Source organism: Bacteroidia bacterium, from assembly GCA_033391075.1.
Taxonomy (GTDB): Bacteria; Bacteroidota; Bacteroidia; order J057; family J057; genus JAWPMV01.
Genome location: JAWPMV010000001.1, coordinates 3,444,067 through 3,468,236, shown reverse-complemented (window position 1 = coordinate 3,468,236; position 24,170 = coordinate 3,444,067). Strand labels below are relative to the sequence as shown.

General features: G+C 41.5%; 16 protein-coding genes. 9 read left to right on the top strand and 7 right to left on the bottom strand.

What is annotated here, in order from left to right; all coding sequences use genetic code 11:
- Nucleotides 1-46 precede the first annotated feature (46 nt).
- The gene (locus tag R8P61_13905; protein ID MDW3648157.1) at nucleotides 47-2,644 is read right to left on the bottom strand and encodes an ATP-binding protein; all 2,598 of its coding nucleotides are present in this window, start codon (nucleotides 2,642-2,644) and stop codon (nucleotides 47-49) included.
- Between the two features lie 207 nt (nucleotides 2,645-2,851).
- Here R8P61_13905 and R8P61_13900 point away from each other — a divergent pair, with 207 nt between their 5' ends.
- Nucleotides 2,852-5,482, top strand: coding sequence for a DUF5686 and carboxypeptidase regulatory-like domain-containing protein (locus R8P61_13900; GenBank protein MDW3648156.1), 2,631 nt, complete (start codon nucleotides 2,852-2,854; stop codon nucleotides 5,480-5,482).
- Nucleotide 5,483: 1 nt separating this feature from the next.
- On the opposite strand, the gene R8P61_13895 is transcribed toward R8P61_13900, so the two are convergent.
- The 5 genes from R8P61_13895 to pepT all read right to left on the bottom strand — a co-directional run bounded on the left by R8P61_13895 (nucleotide 5,484) and on the right by pepT (nucleotide 10,613).
- On the bottom strand, nucleotides 5,484-6,746 hold the full coding sequence (locus R8P61_13895) for a kelch repeat-containing protein (GenBank protein ID MDW3648155.1): 1,263 nt from the start codon (nucleotides 6,744-6,746) through the stop codon (nucleotides 5,484-5,486).
- A gap of 28 nt (nucleotides 6,747-6,774) precedes the next feature.
- Entirely contained in the window at nucleotides 6,775-7,383 is a 609-nt protein-coding gene (locus R8P61_13890; protein ID MDW3648154.1) for a hypothetical protein, read from the bottom strand.
- Nucleotides 7,384-7,610: 227 nt separating this feature from the next.
- Nucleotides 7,611-8,225: a hypothetical protein gene (locus tag R8P61_13885; GenBank protein MDW3648153.1), complete on the bottom strand. Its 615-nt coding sequence runs from the start codon at nucleotides 8,223-8,225 to the stop codon at nucleotides 7,611-7,613.
- Nucleotides 8,226-8,346: 121 nt separating this feature from the next.
- Nucleotides 8,347-9,162 carry a class I SAM-dependent methyltransferase gene (locus tag R8P61_13880; GenBank protein MDW3648152.1) on the bottom strand — a complete coding sequence of 272 codons (816 nt, stop codon included), beginning with the start codon at nucleotides 9,160-9,162 and terminating at the stop codon, nucleotides 8,347-8,349.
- A 200-nt stretch (nucleotides 9,163-9,362) separates the two neighbouring features.
- A complete protein-coding gene (gene pepT, locus R8P61_13875) occupies nucleotides 9,363-10,613 on the bottom strand; it encodes a peptidase T (GenBank protein ID MDW3648151.1) in 1,251 nt (416 codons plus the stop codon).
- Nucleotides 10,614-10,763: 150 nt separating this feature from the next.
- Here pepT and R8P61_13870 point away from each other — a divergent pair, with 150 nt between their 5' ends.
- The 7 genes from R8P61_13870 to R8P61_13840 all read left to right on the top strand — a co-directional run bounded on the left by R8P61_13870 (nucleotide 10,764) and on the right by R8P61_13840 (nucleotide 20,762).
- Nucleotides 10,764-13,868 carry a glycosyl hydrolase gene (locus R8P61_13870; GenBank protein ID MDW3648150.1) on the top strand — a complete coding sequence of 1,035 codons (3,105 nt, stop codon included), beginning with the start codon at nucleotides 10,764-10,766 and terminating at the stop codon, nucleotides 13,866-13,868.
- A gap of 93 nt (nucleotides 13,869-13,961) precedes the next feature.
- Nucleotides 13,962-15,824 carry a glycosyltransferase gene (locus R8P61_13865; GenBank protein MDW3648149.1) on the top strand — a complete coding sequence of 621 codons (1,863 nt, stop codon included), beginning with the start codon at nucleotides 13,962-13,964 and terminating at the stop codon, nucleotides 15,822-15,824.
- The gene (locus R8P61_13860) at nucleotides 15,821-17,083 is read left to right on the top strand and encodes a glycosyltransferase family 4 protein (GenBank protein ID MDW3648148.1); all 1,263 of its coding nucleotides are present in this window, start codon (nucleotides 15,821-15,823) and stop codon (nucleotides 17,081-17,083) included. The genes R8P61_13865 and R8P61_13860 overlap by 4 nt, the downstream gene beginning before the upstream one ends.
- 94 nt (nucleotides 17,084-17,177) lie before the next feature.
- Nucleotides 17,178-18,278 carry an AAA family ATPase gene (locus tag R8P61_13855; protein ID MDW3648147.1) on the top strand — a complete coding sequence of 367 codons (1,101 nt, stop codon included), beginning with the start codon at nucleotides 17,178-17,180 and terminating at the stop codon, nucleotides 18,276-18,278.
- An 81-nt stretch (nucleotides 18,279-18,359) separates the two neighbouring features.
- Nucleotides 18,360-18,995: an SDR family oxidoreductase gene (locus tag R8P61_13850; protein ID MDW3648146.1), complete on the top strand. Its 636-nt coding sequence runs from the start codon at nucleotides 18,360-18,362 to the stop codon at nucleotides 18,993-18,995.
- Between the two features lie 94 nt (nucleotides 18,996-19,089).
- Nucleotides 19,090-19,725 (top strand): NADPH-dependent F420 reductase, encoded by a 636-nt coding sequence (locus R8P61_13845; GenBank protein ID MDW3648145.1) that lies wholly within the window; start codon nucleotides 19,090-19,092, stop codon nucleotides 19,723-19,725.
- Between the two features lie 74 nt (nucleotides 19,726-19,799).
- Nucleotides 19,800-20,762 carry a 2-oxoglutarate and iron-dependent oxygenase domain-containing protein gene (locus R8P61_13840; GenBank protein MDW3648144.1) on the top strand — a complete coding sequence of 321 codons (963 nt, stop codon included), beginning with the start codon at nucleotides 19,800-19,802 and terminating at the stop codon, nucleotides 20,760-20,762.
- Between the two features lie 79 nt (nucleotides 20,763-20,841).
- On the opposite strand, the gene R8P61_13835 is transcribed toward R8P61_13840, so the two are convergent.
- Nucleotides 20,842-23,325 carry a BamA/TamA family outer membrane protein gene (locus R8P61_13835; protein MDW3648143.1) on the bottom strand — a complete coding sequence of 828 codons (2,484 nt, stop codon included), beginning with the start codon at nucleotides 23,323-23,325 and terminating at the stop codon, nucleotides 20,842-20,844.
- On the opposite strand from R8P61_13835, the gene R8P61_13830 reads away from it, so the two are divergent.
- Nucleotides 23,324-24,115: an RNA methyltransferase gene (locus R8P61_13830; protein ID MDW3648142.1), complete on the top strand. Its 792-nt coding sequence runs from the start codon at nucleotides 23,324-23,326 to the stop codon at nucleotides 24,113-24,115. The genes R8P61_13835 and R8P61_13830 overlap by 2 nt on opposite strands.
- Nucleotides 24,116-24,170 lie beyond the last annotated feature (55 nt).

Below are 24,170 nucleotides of genomic sequence, written 5' to 3'. Positions count from 1 at the left end.
ATAAAGATAAAAACCCACTTCGGTACAGAGCTGAAGTGGGTTTTTATTATATCGAGATTCTATTGTCTATAATTCCTGGGTAATAGGCGCTAAGAGATTTAAATAAATCTTCTGGATCAAAGGGTTTGGTAAGGTAATCATTCATACCAGATTGTAGGATTTTCTCTTTTACATTCTCTGAAACATCCGCTGTAAGCGCGATGATTGGCAGTTGATTAAAATAATTACCTTCCTTTTTGCGAATATATTCAGTTGCTGTTAATCCATCCATGACTGGCATATTGAGATCCATCAGGATTAAATCATAACTGTTTGTTGAAACCATTTCCAGGGCAATTTGTCCATTTTCAGCAACATCAGCTTCAATGTCCCATTTCTTTAGATATTTTTTCCCAACCATCACATTCACTCGATTGTCTTCAACCAGTAGTACTTTCATACCTTTGAGAGAACCTTTACTCCAACTGAAAACACCAGGACCTCTTTTTAGCTGATCCAGTTTTCCTCCCTGTTCAAATGATAAACGAAACCAAAAACGGGTTCCTTTTCCCGACTCGCTTTCTACCCCAATTTCTCCCCCTTGTAATTCAACTAGCTTTTTACAAATAGCAAGACCTAAACCTGTACCTCCGTATTCTCGGGTAGTTTGGCTGGATGCCTGGGTAAATTGTTCAAAGATGTTTTCAAGCTTATCTGCAGGAATTCCAATACCCGTATCGGCAACATAAAAGATTAATGCTGTTTGATTTCCAGTCGCTTTTTCTATTTCAAAGCCGAAATCAACTTTACCCTGGTCCGTAAACTTTAATGCATTGCCTACCAGATTGGAAAGAATCTGATTCAAACGCACCCAATCTCCCTTGATTTTATAATTTGCTACTAAGGGAGTACTATTGCTTAACTCTATTCCTTTATCTTTTGCTTTAAATGAAAAAGTTTTGTGAACATTGCTCATCAAATCATTGAGATCAAATGACTCCTTTTCAAAACTGAGCTTTCCTGCCTCGATTTTAGAGTAATCGAGAATATCATTGATAAGGGAAAGTAGGTGGCGGGAGGAAAACTCCAGGGCCTTAAGGCTTGGAATTTGACTCGCTTTGGGTTGATCTTCCAGGAGCAAATGAGAAATCCCTATTACTGCATTCATAGGGGTTCTAATCTCATGACTCATCGTAGAGAGGAAGGTAGACTTTGCACGGGTGGCTTCTACTGCTTTCTCCTTAGATTCCAGCAATAATCTGTCTGCTCGAGCTTTTATGAGTTTATTTGCACAAAGGGAAGCGATCACTTCCAGAATTTCCAAATGCCCCTGGCTATAAAATCCCCGGGAAGAATGTTCTGAATCGATAACTCCCAAGACTCCCTCTGGTCCAATAATGGGAACAGCTATTTCAGACAACCTTAATTCATCATCCAGGATATATCTTTTATCTTCAGAAGTATCAACAACGATTTCGGCTTTCCCCTTTTGAGCTACAGAGCCAACAATTCCCTTTCCCAAAGGGATTTTCATTTCATTGAGAATTTGTCTACCAGCTTTTCCTTTAGCCCCATAAGCCGCTTTTTGTAAGAGGAATTCTTTCTTTTCATCCAGGAGGTAAATGACGCAATCTTCAAAACCCAGATAATGGATACAGTTTTCAGCTATATCCCAAACTATGTCTTCCTCTGTATTTTGTCCAAAGAGAGATTTCGCAAAGTAATTGATAGCTGATTGAACCTCTTCACTTTTTTTAAGCCTGGCTTCCGCTTTCTTCCGCTCTGTAATTTCGAAACCATAAGCGATCAATAACTCAATATCCTCTTTTTCATCTTTTACCGGACTAATCCTCCTTATATAAGAGATCTCTCCGCGAGGGGTATTAAAATCTTCTTCCCATTCAATATCTTCTCCACTCTCCAGCACATGATTCAAAGATGCGTCTCGTTCAATTGCTAATTCAATAGGCTTATTCCGTTCTTCACAATATTCAAATACCGTTTTTCCCAGCATGAATTCCCGAACTTCCGGACTTTTTACTGCAGTTTTGTTTACAAATAAATGTTGCTTGTCTTTATTCATAGCTACAATATCGGCGGGGATATTGTCAAGGATGCTTCTGAATAATTTGAATTGCGCCTCTCTTTCCTGAAGGATGTGAAAAACCTCTTTGAAAAACTTCCAGGAAAAATAGGAGAGGAGAGCTATGCCATATAATAAGGTAATTATCTCACGAGGGCCTTTACCAATAATATGTTGACTTGGATCATAAAAAACGAAATACAATAAATTGTAGAGAGCTAAAGGAAGAAAGAGAATAGCAGTTATTTTCCTTAGTTTCTTTGAATCTATCAGAAAGAGAGAGAGGCTGACAAAAATAGACCAGATGATTGATAAATATGGCTCCGGGTAAAAACTGATGGAAATGACAAAGCAAATCCAGGTATATACGTTAATTGAGCGTATATGCTTATCAGGAATTGGTCGATAATAGTGGGATATACTCAGAATCAAATTGATGATCCAGGGAAAGCTTAGCGCTAACTTTTTAACTGAGCCAGGATCCATACAAAAAATAAGTAGCGCAAAAGTCCCGCTCAGTATAGCCAGGATCAGAAGGTCCTTATTACACTTTTCCCTAAATCGTGAAAAAAGTTCATTCATGATAATTCTTGCTAGGCTTAGATAGATTCAGCACAAAAATAAAATGAGTAGTTAATCTATTTCTTCCTCTTTGATCGAATCTGCAAAATAAAGGTGTCAGTTGTCAGATTGCTTTCTGGAAGCTTTATTTCATGTTTTCAAAATTACGAAGGAGGGGAAATGCAACCATTTCAATTTATCTATTCGTCTTACTACAAAATATTTAACTTGCGTACGCACATTTTAAACACTACTCCTAAATTATTGGTATTGAGGGCGAAAAAAGGAAGTTTTGGAAATCTACACACTCAAGCATTCATGACTGTAGCTACAAAATCTGGTAAATTCTTTCATCATTTTTTCTGCCTGATCCTTATTCTATCAATCTACCTCCCTTCTCAGGCGCAAAATACCTACCGTTTTTCAGGAATCATTTCAGATAAAATAACAGGTAAAAAACTTGATTATGCCAGTATTTCTGTAGATGAAACACGCTATGGGACCCTCAGTCAAAAAGGTCGATTTAGTCTAATCCTTCCTGCTGGAAATCATAAGATCAAAATATCACATTTGGGTTATGAGAGTATAGAGGAAGAAATCATGCTTACTTCAAACACTGAGAGAAATTTTCAGATGAAAGAAGAAGTGGTTGTATTGGATCAGGTAATTATCAGTTCTGATGGGAGAGATCCTGCCTATGCAATTATCCAGCAGGCCATTGATAATAAAAAGCAGAATGCGGTTCCATTTCCTACCTATGATTATGAAGCTTATACCAAAGCTCAAATTGGATTTCCGGAAGGTTTTGATCTGGATAGTATGATGAAGAGCTTTATTGAGAATCAGAGCAAAGGAAACGCAGAGGTGGACTCTTTTAGTTTGCAGGATGAATTGCCCTCCAATATTCTATTCCTCTCAGAGAATATTTCCCACATGTATATAAAGGCCCCGAACAAGGTAAGGGAGGAAATTGAAAGTACCCGAATAAGTGGCGCCTCAGAGCAATTCAGTCCGCTGGGAAATACCTTTAATCGATTCGATGTCTATGAAAACCGTGCATTTAAAGGAGGGATAGCCGAAAGAGGGATTATTTCCCCCATTTCAGATAATGCTTTTTTTTACTATAAATTCAAATTGCTGGGACAGATCAAGGCTGAGGGACAAATTGCATACAAAATTCTCATCATTCCGAAGCGTATGCATGATCCTGTTTTTCAGGGATTGATCTATATCGCGGACAGTTCCTATGCGGTCCAGAAACTGGATATGTTTGTTTCCAAAGAACAAGCTATACAGGTGGTTGATACCCTTCGAATCAGACAGGAATATCGAAGAATAGAAAATGCATGGCTTCCTCTGAGTACACGCACGCATATGGCCTTCAGTTTTAATTTTCAAATACTCAAATTCCCGATAGTCGGCACCTTTACTTCTTTATTGAGTGAGTATAGGGTAGGGGAAAGTGGAGAAAAGAAAAAGTTTAATCTGGAAAAAATCAGTTTTGCCGATACGGCCTTATATAAAGACAAAATCTGGTGGGACAGTATTCGGCCTATGCCTCTGTCCGAAATGGAAAGCCTGGACTATCAATTTAAGGATAGTGTTGAGCAAGTTAGAACTTCACCCGAATACCTGGACTCTCTTTCTCGCGCCCAAAAATTCAATATGCTGACCTTGATATCTGGAGGGACGATCAGGAATTTTCGGAAAAAGACTGCCTGGAGATTTAGTGGACTTGGCAATACCTCCGGTTTCAATGCTATTGAAGGTGCTTATATAGGGCAGGGGATAGACAGAATTTGGGAACGAGAAAATAATCAAAAAACCATATTAGGATATCGGCTTCGCTATGGCTTTGGAAATAAGGTCTTGGGATTTAGACTTGCATTGGATGTAGAAGGAAACAAAAAACGATCAGAGCGCTTTGGGATCATGGGAGGAAATTTTGTCCAGCAATTTAGTAGACCGGATCAGATCAATATGAATTTGGGGAGCATCTTTGCTACCTTCTTCAAAAGAAGTTATGTAAGGTTATATAGAAAGGAATTTCTGGAAGCTTATTACGATCGAGAATTGTTCAATGGATTTACTATCTCTTTAAATGGGCGCTACGAAAACAGAAGCAGCCTGCAAAACAGTAGCAACTATTCTATATTCTTCAAGGATAGAGAATATGATCCCAATTTGCAGATTCCTTCTCATCAAGCTTTGATTACAGAGGCTAAGCTGAGTTTCAAGCCCTTCAATAAGTATATGAGTCTTCCGGACGATAAAGTAAATATGGGTTCCGGCTGGCCTTTAGTGGAATTTGTTTATACACGCTCCTGGGCAAGAGAAGATTTCTATACCGATTTTGAAAGAATTCAATTATCCCTTTCCCAGCAGCTAAATCTGGGAATATTTGGCAATACTTCCTTACGAGCGAGTGTCGGAAAATACCTCAGAGATGATCGAGTTTTTTTACCTGATCTATTTCACTACCAGGGAAATGAAATATATGTCCAGAAAGGAAGTTTTGATGAGTTTTTTCTAATGCCCTACTATGAATTTTCATCAAGCCGCCCTTACCTGGAAGCCCACCTTGAGCATGCATTTGGAGGATTTATTTTCAACAAAATTCCCGGCATAAGAAAATGGAAATTGAGTGAATATGTAGGATTACACCTCCTTGCACAGGAAGGAAGAGAAGCCTATCTGGAACTCAATGCGGGAATCGAAAAGAGAATCCTGAAAGTTATACCTCTAAGGCTTGATTTTAATGTACGATTAGCCGGCAATACACGCGGAGATAAATACGGCTTCAAGATTTATGATCCGGGTATTATCGGAAGCAATGGAGCTGTAAGTATCAGCTTCTAGTTTATTTCTCTAGAAATATTTTCTGCGAAAAACTTCTGGGTCCTTTGCCAATTTTTAATACAAATAATCCCGGAGGAAGAGATGAATCGCTGATATCCCATTCCAGGGGAAAATCATTCACGCCTGTTTTTTGTACAATCAGTTTCCCCGATAAGCTATAAAGACTCACATCCAGATTCCTTAAAGGGCCGTCATATACTATATAAATACCTTTATCCCGGCTTGGATTGGGTTTAACCTTAAATGGATTTACGATGGTTGGAGGAAAAAGAGAAGTTGAATGCTGTTCAAAGTATAATTTTTCCTGTGTGGCTAATTCAGGCCCGCCCCCTCTATTTCCACTGCCCGAAGCAGTAAAAAGGGTATCCTGAAACCAAACTGCACCTGTTCCGTGTCGCCCTTGTAGCATGTTTGCAATCGACCGCCAATTGCCCGTACGAGTATCGAGTGCCTGAACTTCTGAATGGGCCGGATTTTGATCAGGCGATTCCCCACCAAGTATGAGGATTTCTTTATCTAAAACAGCATTGTACGAACCTGCGCGTAGTGTAGGCAAAGATTGGTTGAGGGTAGTCCAGGAATTGCTGGCAATATCATAGACATCTACTTCAGCGATGGTATTTGCAAAAACATTTCCGCTGGCGGTGGAGCGTCTTCCCCCCAGCGCATAAATTTTCCCATCAATCACCGACGCCTGAAAATGATCTCTGGCGCGTGGAGCATCTGAGAGTACTTGCCAGCTATCGGTGGCAGGATCATAAACATCCATCCAGTTTACATGTCCGTCTGTGTGCCCATTGATGATGCCGCAGACCAGATAAAACTTGTCATTATGCAAGACCAGACCTGCGCCACCTCTTCTTCGAGCTGCAGGAATCTTTGGCCCTGTTGACCACTGATCTGCTACAGGATCATATATGATAATATTGGGGATAGCCGTTTCTGTAGGATAGCCTCCGGTCATAGCTCCGATGCCATAAATTTTTCCCTGATAGGCAATCGGTTGAAAATGGTGCAATTCTATGGGAGGTGCTTGTCCATTCGTCCAGCTTTTTGTGACGGGATCGTAGATGTTGACAGCTTTTATTCCTCTGCCGCCTAGGAGATAAAACTTGGCATTTACTTCAACAAATCCCGCTTCATGCCGGGGATTCGGAGAACCGCTAAGGGCAATTTCTTCTTCCCATACCCCAGACTGCGCATATGAAAAGTTTAGATGGGAAAGGAGGAAAAGAAATAGGAAAAAGTGTAGATAGTATTTCATATTTAAAGCGTTAGCTTGCAGGCTAAAACTAAAAAATAAATCTTAAAGATATTCCCGTGCCGCTAAACTGAACCTGGCTGAGGAAAGCTTCAATTTTATCCGAGCTTTGGGACTGTTGGATAAGGACATGAACCAGATCATACACAAGCAAAAAGCCTCCTTGCAGCATAAGAGAATTTCCATATCCTTTGAGGCGTTCAGGTCTATTTGTGGCGCTTTTGGATCGCTCTTTTAACCATGCACCTCCCAGGATATAACTCCCATTCAAGGCGACATTGAACCAGAGAATTTTTTCTAATTTATCTTGCTCATGCAAGCTTTCAAATAGACTTAATGAGGAAGGATCCAGTTGAGCATTTCCATAAAGGGCAGCTCCTGCGATTCCCAGGTTGACCAGGTTCCAAAAGAGATTCATTTCATGGAAATACTTCTGCTCACCACTTAGCCGAGACCTTTGTATACCTCCTAGTGCGATATTCCCAACAGCCCATCCGCCCAGCACATACATGGCCCGGTTACTTGTCGTTAATCTCTTTTGGTTAAACTCACTGAGTTCAGGGTTTTGAGCTTGCCCTAAACTAAAGAGGAGCATAAAGCCACAGATAGCTAGAAATGCTTTAAGGGAATTATTAGACATAGCATAAAGATTTCATTAGTGAAACCTCTGGTATATGCAATTGTTTTCAGCCCGGAACAAACCTCCTGCCTTTTTTCTTATGAGTTGGGTCTGCTTTTCCTCTAAGCCTTCCTGCAACATTAGTTTCTCTTTTTGCAATGGGTATCAATAGCCTGTTCCCCCAAGCAATCATTAGGAGAGGTGGCTCCCCGGAAAAAGGGGACAGGAGGATCATCTTTAGCCTCAGCCTAGCGGGCTTTAAAGCGGTATTTTTTTGCTAAAGAGGAATAAAGACTTTCTAAATGTTTGTAGCCCGACTGTGAAACCCTGTGTTTCATCAATACCAATTGGCCATCAATGAAGCGTGTTTGTTTTCGAATCTGTCCCAGGATTTGACCTTCGGGAAAGAATTTTTTGTACACCTTCAATTGAGAAGGGAGAAAACTGAAATAGGCTTGATGACTTCCTCCGGAAATAATGGCCTTATATCCATGCATGATCAAACGGACCGCCAGCAGATACCTTTCAATCCGGCTCCCCTTTGTAGCCAATCTCCAACCTGAATAGGCGGGCCTACCCGAGTCATAACTCCTGGCCAGTAATTGAGAGACAAAGGAATAATTATAAACCTCTTCCATTTTATCGTGGAGGCTTAAAGAAATGGTTCCTCGAATCTCTCCGTCGATCAGGGCAATAAATACCTGGGTACCCGGATGTTGGTCGAGCTCCTGATTATTTTTCAGACTTTGGTCTTCCTGTTCGTCACAAAGCCTTTTTTCTACGAATGTGTCGTGAGTCAATTGGTACACGACCTCCATTTCCGATTGTGTTTTCGCAAGTCGAACTGAAATTATAGACGACATCTTTGAACGAGTTATGATCTTCGACTTCATTCAATACAGTCCTTTTCCAACACTCATTTCCTTGAAGTGATAGATCTTTATTGGGAAAATACGTTTGAGCGTCTTCTGCTACCTTTTTCTACTATTTCCTGGTCAAGGATTTTCTGGCTGAAACATTGAACACACCTACCATGCCATAGGTGTCGCGTTTGGCGACCTCCTCTTTTATTTCCTTCAGTAGTTGCTGAGGATGTGGCTGGTCAGCTTCGGGATCAATAATTTCTGCTTTAAAACTGGTCGTAATATTGAGGAAGGTTTCCATTCCTACCATATCAGAACTAACGGATATGACACTGGTGAATAAGTCCCCAAATCCCTCTTTGACCATGATATTCCTCAATTCCTTTCCGATATATCGGTTTCCTCCTTTTCTTGACTGATGCTGAGCTGCCAGACTACTCAATTGAGTAAAGGCAGGAACTTCAGGCTCAAGGAAGAGCCAATCATCATTGACATCAAGAATGTGAAGGATACCACCGGGCTTGAGGGCTTTCCAAAGAGATTGTAGCGCCTTTTCAGGCGACTCCAGGTGTTGAAAAAGAAACCTGCAATAGATGTAATCAAATTGATTCTCGTAAGGTAAAAAGTAAACATTGGCCGATTCAAATCGGATCCGTTTCCTCTTTTTCCAGGCGAGTTTTTCGGCTTCTTTTAATAAGGTTGGGTTGAGATCGATTCCTGTAACAGAGCCTGTATGCAGATAATCATCTATCATACAAGCGGTCAGACCTGGTCCGCATGCAGCGTCTAATACCTGCATATTTTTCTTCAAGCCATGCTCTACCAAAGCCCTTAATTCAATTTTCGGGAGCAACTCTGCTTGTTTCTTGAGGCGTACCATTTCCTGTTCAGGACTCGACATAGAGTCCAGGGCATAAGTCCCTAGTTGTGCATTCATAATGAGCAAGATCTAGTTTAACAGTAGGGGTAAAATTGTGTTTCTAAGTTTTAAGGAAAGAACGAATGATAAACGGGAGGAAATGAAACTAAATTTGTGTTTTCAAAATATTTGCCAAGGAAAATAGTTCCGTGTGCTTTATTAAACGAAATAAAAAAGCAAAAAGATACAGTAAAAAACAATCTCTATTTAAAAAATGTTTAGGCTTTCTCTTCCCAGATGCTGGCCAAATGGATCAAGGTTTCTACAGATTTTTGCATATCCTGTACAGAAACCCATTCTTCTTTAGAATGAAAGGCATGTTCTCCTGCAAAAATATTGGGGCAGGGGAGGCCCATAAATGAAAGACGAGATCCATCGGTTCCTCCGCGGATGCTTCCTTTCTTTAGCTTGAGGCCTGCACGTTTTATGGCCTCTTCTGCAAAAGCTACTACCTGGGGGTGTTGGTCCAGGACTTCTTTCATATTTCGGTATTGCTCATGAACCTGAAAGCTCGCTTTTGAGTTGGGATACATTTCCAGGGTCTTGTCGAGGATTTTTTTCAGGTAGTTTTCTTTCTCTATCAAAGCCTCCGTCCTAAAGTCCCGTATCAGGAATTCTATTTTTACTTTTTCGGCTATTCCTTCTATATGTAATGGGTGAAAAAAACCAGCCCTGCCTTCTGTAGTTTCAGGCGAAAGGTGATCTTTGGGTAAAGCTGCTAAAAAGTCTGCAGCCACCTTGAGGGCATTTACCATTTTCCCTTTTGCATACCCCGTATGGGCACTTACTCCTTCTATTTCAATGACAACCCCATCTGCTGAAAAGGTTTCATCTTCCATAGAACCCAAACTTTCACCATCTACCGTATACCCAAAATCGGCTCCCAGTCTCTCTAAATCAACTTCATTAGTGCCTCTCCCAATTTCTTCATCAGGCGTAAACAAAATGCGGATTTTTCCATGCTTATGCTCAGGCGAATCCATAAAGTACTGAGCCATATCCATGATGGCTGCAACCCCTGATTTATTATCGGCTCCCAGCAATGTCGTACCACTGGCTGTGATAATGTCATTCCCAATCTGTTTGGCCAAATCCGGATGGTCTTCTTTTTTGATTATGATGCTATGATCATCCGGCAAGACCAAATCCTGCCCATTGTAATTCTTGTGAATAATTGGCTTGACATCTTTGCCACTACAATCTGGAGAAGTATCCATATGAGAGCAATAACAAATTACAGGAGTGTCAGCTTTACCATTGGCAGGTATGGTCGCATATACATATCCATTTGGGTCCAATTCCGCATCCGCTATCCCCATACTTTTCAATTCTTCTACCAAAAGCCGGGCAAGATCTTTTTGTTTGGCTGTAGAGGGAACGGTTTTTGAATGTGGATCTGATTGGGTGTCAATCTGAACGTAACGGAGGAAACGCTCTGTAACTGAGGAATTTATTTTTAATGCACTCATAGTCTAGAATCAATTTGCAAATTAGAAAGAATTCTATTTTTCCACTCATGAATTTGCTGAAAAAAAGAGGGAAGTTTAATGTTATGGGAATTAATTCTTTTCTGACTGGATTATCTTTCGGCTTTTTGTAATTTGTGCCAAACCTTGCGTATGCAGAGGAACATAAGAAAGTATCTATTTCTACTGCCCTACATGCTTCTTGCAATAGCTTTGATCCTGCTTTTTACAGGTATCTCACGCTGGAAGACTCACGCCACAGGGACCGAATTACGAGGAAAAGCCTATCAGGAGCGGCTACCGCTTTCCATGTTCGATGCTGAAACTTTTAGTCCGGATAGTAGCTGGGTAAATAATAATCCCCTGAAATTTCGAAATAATTTTGACGCGGAGCTTTTTTTCGACCCTCCCCAGGAAAACGGGCCTATTCTTCGCTGGTGGTGGCCGGGTGCATGGGTAGATTCTATACAATTGGTGCAGGAATTGGAAAGCTTCCATGAAAAAGGATTTGGGGGAGTTGATATACAACCGCTGGCCGTTGGCCTTGATCCGGATATGGAACATTGGGCCCAGGTTTATAAATTCAATTCAGAGGCCTATTTCGATCTCCTGGGAGTCAGTTTGGAAAAAGCCAAACAATTGGGGATGAGTGTAGACCTGAGTATTTCAGCTATCTCTCCAGTAGGAGGGCCGCATGTAGGACTGGAAGAAGGCCTGGAAAGCCTGATTTTTGGAGAGGCAACCGTATTGGGAAATAAGGTAATCTCTCTTAAACTGCCCAGGCCTGAATTGCCCTATTTTTATCAATGGATGGCCTGGGAAGAGTTGTTTTTTGAGGAAGAAAATGATCAGTGGGCTACTTTTAGAGAAAACAATCTGGAGCTGCTAGAGGTATTTGCTTCCAAAACCATCCAGGAAGAAAGAAGTGAATATGCAGTCTATCTTGATGACTTTGTGGCCCTGGATCCTGATTCTATCCTGAATATTAGTGACTTTGTACAGGGAGATGAAATTATTTGGGAAGCTCCTGGAGGCTATTGGAAAATCATTGCAGTATATAAAATGCCTGTGGCACAAAGCCCCTGGGAATTGGCCATGGATCAGAAAGGCTATGTCCTGAATCCTTTCAAATCTTCCAAAGTCCTGGCTAACTATAATTTCCTCCTGGGCCAAAGAACTGGCTTGCCTGCTTTTTATGCAAATGGGATGCGGGGATTCTCTCAGGCACCTTTTGAGTATTTAGCGGAAAGGCTGTACACTGATGAGATTCAGGATTATTTTAAGGAAAAAAATGGATATGAATTAGCCCCAAATCTCCCCATCCTTTTTTATCCTGGGAAGGACAATCACCTGATGGATCTTCAGGCTGCTAAACGAGGGCCTGAATTTATTTTGGGTAATGCAGATGAACGAATTCGCAAAGACTATGACAAGAGCCTTTCCGATTTCTTTATTCAAAATTATCTGGATTCCAGCAGGGTCTGGGCGGAGGAAAGAGGATTGATTTCACGTATGGTCCCTCATGGTTTTGACCTGGATATTCTAAAGGCTGCCGGACACAGCAGTTTACCAGAAGCAGGGCAGAGATACAGTGGCCATGGGCTTCTTTATACCAAAATGGTGAGTAGTGGAGCAGAATTATATGAGCGACCCTGGGTGAGTTCTCTTTGTCTGGATGCACAGGGAGCAACTTTCTCGACTAGTCCTTCCTCTATAAAAAATACAGCTGATGATCTCTTTTTGAATGGGGTCAACCACCTGGTTTTTCAGGGAGCACCCTATGAGCGGATCGATGCAAAATATGGAAAAGAGGCCTGGATGCCTTATTCTTCTACCTATTATCCCTTAGAACATAATTCAGAGCATCTGGGTGCTGATAATAGCTTCTGGAAATTTCAAAAACAGCTCAATGATTATGTCAGACGTTGTCAATATTTATTGAGACAGGGCAAAACCAATGCTCCCATATTGATTTATTATCCCTTCCTGGGATTTCCTGCTGAAGAAGGCAGTGAATATCCCAATTTACAAGCTCCCGGATTAGCTAAAGGAGATAATGAGGAAGCAAAATGGCTGGAAAACGTTAAAGGATTGATCACAGCCCTGGATGAATTGGGATTGGACTGGGTATGGGTAAATGATGAATCCTTGCAAAAGGCGAGAATCAATCGGAAAAAAATTCGGATTGGAACGAATGATTATGAAAGGCTGATTCTGATTGATGTGCCCGAGATTGAAATAGAGAGTTTGCGCAATGTCCAGAAACTTTCCGCTTCCGGAGCTCGAATTCTCCTCCTGGATAATCCTCCTCAGGATATCAAGGGATATATGAATTATGATCAGCACATAGCTGAATTGGATCGACTCCTCATTCAGCTACCTAAGGCCATTCGCCTGGATAGCAAAGAGGATATACAAAATTATTTTTCTGGATTTCCTGTTGATCAGAAGATTGCTTTCGCCCGACCCTACGAAAACCTGCGAGCTACTCAAAGAAAGAGCCGCAATTTCGAAATGATCTTTCTGAAAAATAAAGCTACAAAAGATAGGTTTTATGAACTCAGGATTGAGTTGGAAAATGAGCATAACTACATTTTCAATCCCTGGCGAGGGAGCATTCATAAAATGGAAGCTGGAAATCAGGGAATTCATCGCATTTTCCTGAATGCACAAAGCACCGCCTTTGTCCTTTCTTCTAAAGAAGAAATAGTAGAGGACTCCTTATTAGTTGGTTTCAATAGACTGGATGCCCCGCTTTTGGGAGAACTCTCGCTTAGTACTCGAAATATTGAGCGCTGGGATTTTATGCTGGCAGATGAGAACCGGAATAAAACCCAAATGGAATTTTCCGATACCACTCTTTTTGATTGGGCGGGCAATGAGCGATTGAGATATTGCTCGGAAGAAGCACTTTATCGAACCTCTTTCCAATTAGGAGATACCCTCGCCAATAAACAGTATATCCTGGATTTGGGAGAACTTCATGGAGCGGTGGAGGTCAAAGTAAATACCGAATGGGTCGGGGATTGTATCATCCCTCCTTTTCGCCTGGATATTAGTGAGCAAATCAGTCCGGGATTCAATACCATAGAAATCTGGTTGATTTCCAGTTTGAAAAACCGTTTGGTAGGCAGAGCGCTGGAAGGAGATGATCGGTATGAACGTTTCCTTCAATATGATTCTTCTCTTAAGGTAAATGGATTAAAGGGGCCTGTTCTGATTTGGGAGGTTGACAAAAAATCAGAACTTATAAATTAATCTAACATAGATTGGAAAAATTCCCTTTATCCAAGTGATTTTTCTTACTTTGCATCTAACAATACGCTTGCAGCTTAAACTCCCATATTAGCTATGACTACCAACAATCCCCAACCGGATTTTCTGGATCCTAAGAATACGCCAAAGGTTTACCAACCTAAATCCAATGCATTACTTGTTGAGGCAGCCTGGGAAGTTGCTAATCAGGTAGGTGGTATTTACACGGTTATTCGTTCAAAAGCGCCCTCGATGCTCAACAATTGGGGCGACAGATATTTGTTGTTAGGACCCTATGTTCATCCAAATGTATCCGCCATTTTCGAAGCCATGGAGCTTCCGGATGATCCCTTTGGACGTGCGGTAGCTAAAATGCGGGAAGATGGTCTGGAAGTTCATTATGGACAATGGCTGATAGATGGCCGTCCCAATGTGGTTCTGTTTAATCCATATTCTGTTTATGATCGCCTGGCAGAGATCAAATACCTCCTGTGGGAGCATCATGATATCAGCTTGCCAGGGGATGATGATCTTGTAAATCAAATCGTGACCTTTGGTTGGATGGTCAAGGTGTTTTTTAGCAAGTTGGTACAGGAAGATGTAAGCGGAGATCACCGCATACTGGCTCATATACATGAGTGGATGGCTGCCACAGCTATTCCAGAGATCAGAAGAGATAATTTGCCCGTTACGACCATTTTTACGACGCATGCTACTATGTTGGGTCGATATCTGGCGATGAATGATGGGAATTTTTATGATAACCTCCCATTTTACAATTGGCAGGATGAAGGCAAACACTTCAATATAGAAACGAGGGTAAAGATTGAAAGAGCCGCAGCGCATGGTGCTCATATTTTCTCTACTGTAAGTGATGTAACCGCCCGGGAATGTGAGTCCTTGATTGGAAGAAAACCAGAAGTGCTCTTGCCGAATGGATTGAACATTCGAAAACGGGCTATCAAACATGAACTTCAAAATATCCACCAGAAGTATAAAGATGAAATCCATCAATTTGTGATGGGCCATTTCTTTCAGAGCTACTATTTTGACCTGAATAAAACCATCTACTTCTTTACCTCTGGTAGGTATGAATACAAAAATAAAGGGTATGACCTGACGCTGGAAGCCCTGGCGCGTTTGAATTGGCGAATGAAAACAGCCAATATCGACCGCACTGTGGTTATGTTTTTCATTACCAAACGTCCCTTCAGCAGCATCAATCCTGAAATCCTGCAATCCAAAGCCACGATGGAGAAAATTCGGCATACCACCGAATTGATCCAGAAGCAGATTGGCGAACGATTGTTTGCTCAGGCATATTCTTCCGAAGATCAACGTTTCCCGGATGTAAATGCTTTCATAGATGACCAGTTGAAATTAAAACTGCGTCGTAATTTGCAGAGCTGGAAAACGGATGCTTTACCCAAGATTGTTACGCATAATCTTCATGATGATGCTAAAGATGATATCCTGAATTTCCTCCGCACCTCCAATCTTCTCAATCACAAGGATGATAAGGTAAAGGTGGTCTATCATCCAGATTTCATTTCCTCTTTAAGTCCTACTCTGGGCATTGATTATGATGATTTTGTAAAGGGATGTCATTTGGGAATATTCCCGAGTTATTATGAACCCTGGGGATATACACCTTTAGAATGTATGGCTGCGGGAGTTCCGGCAGTAACCAGTGATTTGGCAGGCTTTGGAGACTACCTGATGAATAAGGTAAAAAATCCGGAAGGAGAAGGGATGTATGTGGTCAATAGAAGAGGGAAAAGTTTTGACGAAGCTGCCAATCAATTAGCAGATCAGCTCTTTTCTTTTGTACAAATGCAAAGGACAGATCGGATTTCGCAGAGATATAAACTGGAGCAAGCCTCCGAAATGTTTGATTGGAAAAATCTAACAGCCTACTACGAAGAAGCCTACGATCAGGCACTGCAAGCAACTTCATGAATCCATCTGTACTCATGCTCGGCTGGGAATATCCTCCATTGATAAATGGAGGTCTGGGACTCGCGTCTATGGGGCTGGCTGAAGCACTTAGTGAGTTGACAAGTGTTCAACTCATTCTCCCAAATTCCCAGGCTGATTCCGATGAACAGAAAATCAAAATCATTGGATTGGATCAGATCGATCTGGAAGAACTCTGGGATCCGGAGGATAGCCGATATGTTGAAAAATTACAGGATCTGCGGCTTTCCTATGTAAATATTCCTTTATCTGGGTATCAGTCTTTTGAGCAGGAAGTGATGGTATTGGAAGAGGAGGAAAAAATGCCGGCCCGCTTCTTCGAACTTCGCGAACTTTATGGGAGAAATCTTCCTCGTAAAATCATCGACTATAGCGAGATTTGTATTCGATTGGCGGAAGACCTGGAATTTGATATAATCCATGCACATGACTGGATGACTTTTCCAGCGGCCCTGGAAATTCATAAACAAACAGGCAAACCCCTGGTATTGCATATCCATTCTCTGGAATATGATAGAGGAGGACCAGAGAGTAAAAACTGGGTCTTTCAACTGGAGCAAAAAGCCATGCAGGATGCTGATATGGTTTTCACAGTAAGTCATTATACAGCAGAAATTGCACGTCAGGAATATGGCATTAAAAAACGGAAGATTCGGGTCGTACACAATGCGATCGAAAAAATAAAAGCTTACCGGAGAGAGAAGCCTTTCAAGGATAAACTCGTAAGTTTTGTTGGGAGGCTGGAAAGTCAAAAAGGCCCTGAGTATTTCTTTCAAATGGCTATGGAAATTCTGGCCAGAAAAGATAGCGTGAGATTCGTGATGGCCGGAAAAGGAAGTCTGATGGCGAAAGTTATGGACCAGGTCTCCTCAGCACTCATCGGCGACAAGTTTCATTTTACTGGCTTCATGGATCGACCACAGGTCCTGGATCTAATGGCTATGACAGATGTTTTTGTTATGCCTTCTGATTCTGAGCCCTTTGGCCTGGTAGCTTTGGAAGCAACTCAAATGGGAGTTCCCTGTATTGTGCCTTTTCAATCCGGGATTTCTGAAATTTTCCTGGAAACCCCCAAGTTTCAGGCAGGTGACTCAGGCCTAATGGCCGAACAGGTCCTGGAACTGCTAGATAATCCTGAATACCACCAATCAGTATTGGATGCCAATCAAACAGCTATAGCTGAGTTGAGTTGGGAAAAGATCGCTGAGAAAGTTATCAGTCTATACAAAAAACTCTTATAAACAGCTGCAAACTTCCTGCAATCCTTTCCGAATCTGGCTCCGGGCATTTGAAAATAATTAGTAGCTTAGAGTCTAAAACTTCAAACCTTAGATTATGCCCACTCTACCCATTTACGTAGCCGCTACCAGCCAGCATGTCGGAAAGACTACTTCCACCCTCGGTTTGGTATCTGCCTTAAAAAGCAGAGGCTTAAATGTTGGGTATTGCAAACCTGTTGGACAGAAATTTATAGATGTCGGTCCCAGTCGCGCAGATAAAGATGCCTTCCTTTTTGCAGACACTATGAATTTTGATCTGGTGCCTGAGATCCATAGTCCGGTTATTTTGGGTAAAGGTGCGACTACCGCATATATAGATGATCCTAGCCAATTCAATTTTGAAACTCGCCTGCTAAAAGCCTCTAAAATTTTGTGTTCGAATCACGATGTAGTAGTGTATGAAGGAACTGGTCATCCGGGAGTAGGCAGTGTCGTGGGAATGTCAAATGCCAAAGCAGCTAAAATGCTGGAAGCAGGCGTGATCATGGTCGTAGAAGCCGGAATCGGAAACACCATAGATCTGCTCGATCTCAATCTTTCTGTATTTGTTCAAAAAGAAATTCCCATTTTTGGCGTGATCATAAATAAGGCCTTGCCCGAAAAAACGGAAAAGGTCAGACATTATGTTGGAAAGGTTTTGGACCAAAGAAATATTCCTCTGCTTGGCATTATGCCTTATGAGGAAGAATTAGGCTTGCCCCTCATGGGCACCATTTGCAAAGCAGTAAATGGAAAAGTTGAGTACAATGATGATCAACTGGATAATCGGGTTAAAGATATCATTGCAGGCTCCCTGATTGATCTTACCCAATTGAGAAGCTTCAACAATCAATTGCTGGTGGCTAGCATTCACCGACTTGATGAGGCCCTTAAACGCCTTTCTAAAGCCACACGTTTGATGGAAACAGACGATTCTCCTCTCTCAGGAATAATTATCACAGGTGAAGGGGATTACAGCTCTGAACAAATCGAATATTTTGAGAAACACAAGATTCCGGTGATACGGGTAAAAATCGACACCTATGAAGTCGTAATCAAGATTAGCCGCATCGAAGTTAAGATCAATACACGTACTCCCTGGAAGGTAAAAAAGGCTGTTCAACTTTTTGAAGAACATATAAATATCGATCCAATCCTTAAGCGAATCGAAATTTGATTTGTAATTAGACTTTTTTATTTATTTTTGCGGGATTAGTTAAAAATAGCTTGACAAGAAAAGCTACATAAACATCCTCATATGAAAGTCCTTGTTATAGGATCTACAGGCCGAGTAGGTAAATTGTTGGTCGAATATTCTTTGGATCTAGGGCATGAGGTAACGGCATTTGCCCGCAATATACAAGCCCTCAAAATCGACCATCCTTCTTTAAAGAAAGTACATGGAGATGTATTATATCCTTCCCTGGTTGAATCAGCTGTGGACGGACATGATGCGGTACTATCTGTAATTGGAATTCGCCAGTTTTCCGGTCCCATTACCTTACTTTCAAAAGGTATGGATAATATTGTCCAGGCGATGAAAAGCAAAGGAGTAAATCGATTGCTCACTATTACTGGTGCAGGCATCTTACAGGAAGATGAGCAATACCTCATCATGGAAAGCCTGAGCTTCCCGCCGAATCTTCAGAATATTTCGCTTGATCATAAAAGGGTATATGATATTCTTAAGGATTCAGATCTGGACTGGACCATTGTTTCTCCTTCTTTTATGAATAATGGAGAAAGAACAGGTGAATATCTGACCCAGGCAGACTATTATCCTAAAAAATCTCAGAACCAGATTTCTATCCAGAATGTGGCTGATTTTATTACGCTGGAAATGTCTGAAAACAAGTTTTGTGCAAGAAGAGTAGGCATCGCTCATCCGGCTTAATTTCCTGTTTTTGTGTATTTCATAATTACAGTATAATTTCCTTATCTTGCGGCAGATCGATTGAAAACGAAACTACTAAATCTCCATTTTTGACATGAAACTAGGTATCATTGGAACTGGAAACATAAGCAAAGCCTTATGTACAGCGCTCACTCATAAAGGGTATAATGTTATGGTGGGCGGTCGTAATTTGGATTCAGCAAGAGCTATTGCTGGTGAGATGGATCATTTTGCTACCGGAGGCAGCATTGCCAATGCTGTTCATTATGGAGAAATCGTTTTTCTGGCAGTTCCATACAAAGCTATTGAAGAAGTACTTAGGAATACAGATTCTTTTAGAGGAAAGATTGTAGTTGACTGTACTAATCCCGTCATCTTTGGTGAATATCCAGAACTGGCCATCGGTCATACAACTTCTGCTGCTGAGCAAATCGCAAAGATGTTGCCAGAAGCCAGGGTAATCAAGGCTTATAATACGGCTATGGCCAAGCAGATCGAAAATGGACCTTATTTTGGAGCAAATGATGGAACAATGTTCTATTGTGGGGATGATGAAAAGGCAAAAGCCTCTCTCCACAAAATCATTGCAGCCACAGGATTTGAACCCAGAGATTGTGGTCCTCTACACAGTGCCCGTCTGTTAGAACCTCTGGCCGTACTCATGATGCGGATGGCCTTTAGCCAGGGAATGGGTGATGAGGTGGCTATAAAGCTGCTTACCAGAGAATAAGCTTATAAATTTCAACTCAAATTTGTGCGATTTTTCCTAACTTTCCGTTCTTATAACAGAAAGAAAATATCGCTATGAGCATGAACCATATACCTACCGTTGATCTAAATCATTATGTCAAGGGTACAGCTGAACAAAAATCAGCTTTTGTAAAAGCCTTAGGAGACTCATTTTCCGGAATCGGTTTCGCCATCGTTGCCAATCATGGGGTTGCTGATGAAGTAATAGAAAAGTCCTATAACAGCTTCATTGATTTTTTCTCACTCGATTCGGATACCAAATTTAAATACGAAATTGAAGGCATTGCCGGCCAAAGAGGCTATACCTCTAAAGGAAAAGAGCATGCCAAAGGACGTAATGTGGGAGACTTAAAGGAGTTCTACCATATTGGTCAGATCGTGGAGGATAATGATCCGATACAGGAGAGTTATCCCGATAATGTATTCCCGGATGAGGTGCCTGATTTTGGAGAATATGGAGTTAAGCTTTATCAAAGCCTTGAAAGCTCCGGAAGGAGCCTGCTCAGAGCCATTGCAGAATACCTCGACCTGCCCGTGGATTATTTCGACAGCAAAATTCATAATGGAAATAGCATCCTGCGTCCTATCCATTATTATGGGATTCCCAATCCTGACGAAGTCCCGGATGGCGCGGTAAGAGCTGCCGAGCATGAAGATATAAATCTCATTACCCTTTTGATTGGTGCCAGTGCTGAAGGCTTGCAGGTGAAAAATGCAGAGGGTGAGTGGATCGCTGCCAGCCCCAAACCCAATGAGATTGTGATCAATGTCGGCGATATGCTTCAGCGACTCACCAACAATAAACTGGCTTCAACTACCCATAGAGTGGTGAATCCCCCTCGAGAAAGGCTGCATTTGCCTCGTTATTCTGTTCCATTCTTCCTGCATCCCCGCTCTGATATGGATCTTACTTGTCTGGAAAACTGTATAGACGATGCTCATCCCAAAGCGTATACGGACATGACTGCAGGAGAATATCTGGAAGAGAGACTTAGGGAGATTGGCCTTAGGAAGTAAAAAGGGGAAGAGTTATAGTGCTTGGGTCTTATAGTTTATTTCAAACTAGCGCCCTATACCACTTCCAAACTTCAACACCTTAAAAAGGATAATTTATCCCCAAATTCAATTGAGGTCTCCGATCTCGGGAATTTGAGTTGCCGAGGATCCAGCCATTGTCCAGATCCGGAGCATACAATTGTTGAGCGATATCCATACGGAGGATGAGGAAAGAGAAATCAAAGCGAAAACCAATTCCAGCATCCCAACCTAATTTTAGGTTTTCTTTGGTCAGTAGAGACTTTTCACCCAGAGGAGGTTCGCCATTTTTAGGACGGTGAAACCAGACATTACCGGCATCAGTGAAGAGTGCCAGTTCCAATATTCCACCCGCCTTGAATCGATACTCCGCATTCAATTCGAATATCCATTCTCCCCCCGGAGCAATCAGACTTATTCCCTGAAGTTGGTCTTCTGAGTCCAGATCCAGAATTTCTTTTAAAGAAGTAGTTCCCGGACCAAGTGTATTTGAGCGCCAACCACGCATAGAATTGGTGCCTCCGCTAAAAAACCTTGATTCTCTGGGCACAGTTGAAGTTTCATTGTAGGGTAATGCTCCTCCGATAAATCCCCTAAGGACAAGATCTGATTGTCGGGTAACTGGTATAGTGAATTTGGTTTCTATCGATGCTTTTCCAAATTGTCCATAAAATAATTTTCCAAAAAGTAAATTGTCCCTTGTGCTGGTATCTGAAATAGCCAAAGAAGTCAGTCCATCAAGAAAGAAGGGCAAATTTCCTCCCCATTGCACATTGAACTGCGTCCAAAAAGTTGGAAAAAGCCTGGTCGATTGATAATTCTGATAGGTAAAACTGTATTCTAGTCTTGAACTGATTCGATTTTCAAAGTCTCTACGAATCGCAGGTGCCAATTCATCTACCACCAACTTTTGGAATTCGTCCTGTGTATCTATATCTATAACTTCCAGAACAATGGGACGCAACCTGCTTACAGCTCTGTCCTGAAAAGGTTTGTGGTTCCAACGGTAGGTCAATTGGAAACCCGCTTGTGTACGGGCGAATTCGCGTCTGTCTACCCGTTTCAAACTGGATGACATGGTACTTATGGGACTCAGTAAACTCAGGTCTCTTTTCTTATTGCCGAAAGGTAAAAGGAAACGAGGGAAATTGAGATTCAACTCTGTACCAACTTCATAGAAAACCCGCTGGAACTGAGAGGCCCCTTCTTCAGAAGCGTACCAGCCAATACGTGCCTGTACAGACCAATCCAGAAATTCAGATTTATGAAAGGTGTTTCGGTTTCGAATGGTGAAATTCCCACCAATGCCAGGGATATTGGAAGTGAATATATTTTGAGAAAAAGATTCCACCCCAAATTTCATTTGGTAGCGTGTAGCAAGCTGTAGATCTATATTGACATCCAGTGCTTGTATGGAATCAATCAATTCATAATTGATAATGGCATATTGAAACATCCCCAATTCACCCAGGCGCTTTTGGGTTTTTCTGGCTTCTGTTTGACTAAAGGGAGCTTCTTCTTTTAAATGTATCCTTCGGGCCAGAAAATTATAATTGATAACATGAATGTGTTCTTTGTCAATATTGAAATTCAGAGGAATGGTATCATGGAGGATATCCTGGTCAATTTTCCACTTTTCTCTAAAAGCTTCCGTCAGGAATTCGCCTCGCATATCCACAAAATCTTCTGCATTTACACTGACCCCATTGTTAAGAGATTTGATATTGAGGTTGATCTCTCTGATTTGGTATCGGGAAGGAATCCGTTCAAAAATGACGGAGATATCGAGGTATTTATTTTCAAGAACCTGACCGACACTATCAAGCTCATTTTCGCGAATATTCAAGCTGTCAACTTCAAAGCTGATGAGGTTTTGGCTGAAACTGAAATACCCATTGTCTCTCAGATTATTCGTCAATCGCGCCATTTCCCCTGCAAAAGATATTTGACGATAATTTTCCTCAGGCTTCAGTAAAGAATTTTCGGCATCTATGTATTTAAAAATGCTGGAATCGGCGCTTGGAGGTAAAATATAATTTAGCTTTCGAATCTTATAGGCTGTACCCTCTTTCACCTGATATTTGATCGCTACTTGTCCTCTATCAAAAATTCCCTTCAGAGTATCTAATTCTGCATAAACAGAGGGATAGAAGTATCCATTCGCAAAGCATAATTCCCGGAGAGAAACAATGTCAGCATCTATATGGGCTTGATCCAAGAGAGCTGGAGGCTCCCCAATTTCTTTTACCAACCAATTGACCGTATTATTATATGACTTGGTGATGCGAGAAGATTTTAACATGCCTCTTTTCAACCAGGAGGAGTCTTTGTGTAAACTCAGACCCAGATTGTATAGATGGAGATAAGTTCTGGGGTAAAGCATCCTGCGATTTGCTTCTGTTTTTACTGCCTCATTGAGTACAGATTCCGGAAGCTTTTTTTCACTTTTTACTTTGGGGGTATTTTGTATCAAAAGCTGGCCGGGTGCAAGATGCTTGGTTGGATTACAGGCAATAAATGCAAAGGACAGACACAAAAGTGTCATGAGAGCAAGGGATTTTCTTACTTTTGTCCTTATGCAAGTCATTTCCAAAGCGAAAATAAAACTTTTTACTTCCCTACATACTAAAAAGTACAGGTATCGTCATCAAATGTTCCTGATTGAGGGAAAAAAGTTGGTTCAGGAGGCAATTGCCAGCGGCTGGAAATTGGAAAGCCTCGTATTAAGAGAAGATATAACGGATTGGGGAGAGGAAAATTATGAAGGAGATGTGCTGTCCTGGGCCGATCGCGATGCCTTCAATCAGTTGAGTGGGCATCAGCAATCTGAAGGAATCATAGGGATTGTTCATTTTCCTTCTCCGGACTTTTGTAAGCAAAAAGAGTGGACAGAAATTCCTCAGGAAAGAGGCTTTGTTTTGGATGCTATTCAGGATCCTGGAAATTTGGGAACCATTATGCGAAGCCTCGACTGGCTGAATATTCGGAACATCCTTCTGGGACCGGGTTGTGTAGATCCTTTGAACCTAAAAAGCCTTAGAAGCAGTATGGGAGCAGTGTTCAGGATGAATATCCTGCCAGTCGGAAAACTGGAAGATATGCCGGATGAGATGAAGGCAAGGTTGTGGCTGGCGGATATGGAGGGACCAGAATTGGGTAAAGCCAATTTCAAAGATGATAGCCTTATTTTGATTGGAAATGAAGCTAATGGAATAGGAGAGGAGCTTCGAAAAGCTGTTTCCCATAAGGTTTCCATTCCCAGATATGGAGGAGGCGAATCTCTGAATGCCAGCATAGCAGCTTCTATCATAGCCTGGGAAATGAGCAAGGGTTAAACTGCGTGGTTTGTAGGAGCCTTCTATAATTCCTTAATTTGTCGCATGATCATTT

Excerpts from the sequence above, each read along its gene's own strand:
- R8P61_13905 (MDW3648157.1), bottom strand. The coding sequence starts at position 2,644 with ATGAATGAACTTTTTTCACGATTTAGGGAAAAGTGTAATAAGGACCTT.
- R8P61_13895 (MDW3648155.1), bottom strand. The coding sequence starts at position 6,746 with ATGAAATACTATCTACACTTTTTCCTATTTCTTTTCCTCCTTTCCCAT.
- R8P61_13890 (MDW3648154.1), bottom strand. The coding sequence starts at position 7,383 with ATGTCTAATAATTCCCTTAAAGCATTTCTAGCTATCTGTGGCTTTATG.
- R8P61_13885 (MDW3648153.1), bottom strand. The coding sequence starts at position 8,225 with ATGTCGTCTATAATTTCAGTTCGACTTGCGAAAACACAATCGGAAATG.
- R8P61_13880 (MDW3648152.1), bottom strand. The coding sequence starts at position 9,162 with ATGAATGCACAACTAGGGACTTATGCCCTGGACTCTATGTCGAGTCCT.
- pepT (MDW3648151.1), bottom strand. The coding sequence starts at position 10,613 with ATGAGTGCATTAAAAATAAATTCCTCAGTTACAGAGCGTTTCCTCCGT.
- R8P61_13870 (MDW3648150.1), top strand. The coding sequence starts at position 10,764 with ATGCAGAGGAACATAAGAAAGTATCTATTTCTACTGCCCTACATGCTT.
- R8P61_13865 (MDW3648149.1), top strand. The coding sequence starts at position 13,962 with ATGACTACCAACAATCCCCAACCGGATTTTCTGGATCCTAAGAATACG.
- R8P61_13860 (MDW3648148.1), top strand. The coding sequence starts at position 15,821 with ATGAATCCATCTGTACTCATGCTCGGCTGGGAATATCCTCCATTGATA.
- R8P61_13855 (MDW3648147.1), top strand. The coding sequence starts at position 17,178 with ATGCCCACTCTACCCATTTACGTAGCCGCTACCAGCCAGCATGTCGGA.
- R8P61_13850 (MDW3648146.1), top strand. The coding sequence starts at position 18,360 with ATGAAAGTCCTTGTTATAGGATCTACAGGCCGAGTAGGTAAATTGTTG.
- R8P61_13845 (MDW3648145.1), top strand. The coding sequence starts at position 19,090 with ATGAAACTAGGTATCATTGGAACTGGAAACATAAGCAAAGCCTTATGT.
- R8P61_13840 (MDW3648144.1), top strand. The coding sequence starts at position 19,800 with ATGAGCATGAACCATATACCTACCGTTGATCTAAATCATTATGTCAAG.
- R8P61_13830 (MDW3648142.1), top strand. The coding sequence starts at position 23,324 with ATGAGAGCAAGGGATTTTCTTACTTTTGTCCTTATGCAAGTCATTTCC.
- R8P61_13835 (MDW3648143.1), bottom strand. The coding sequence starts at position 23,325 with ATGACACTTTTGTGTCTGTCCTTTGCATTTATTGCCTGTAATCCAACC.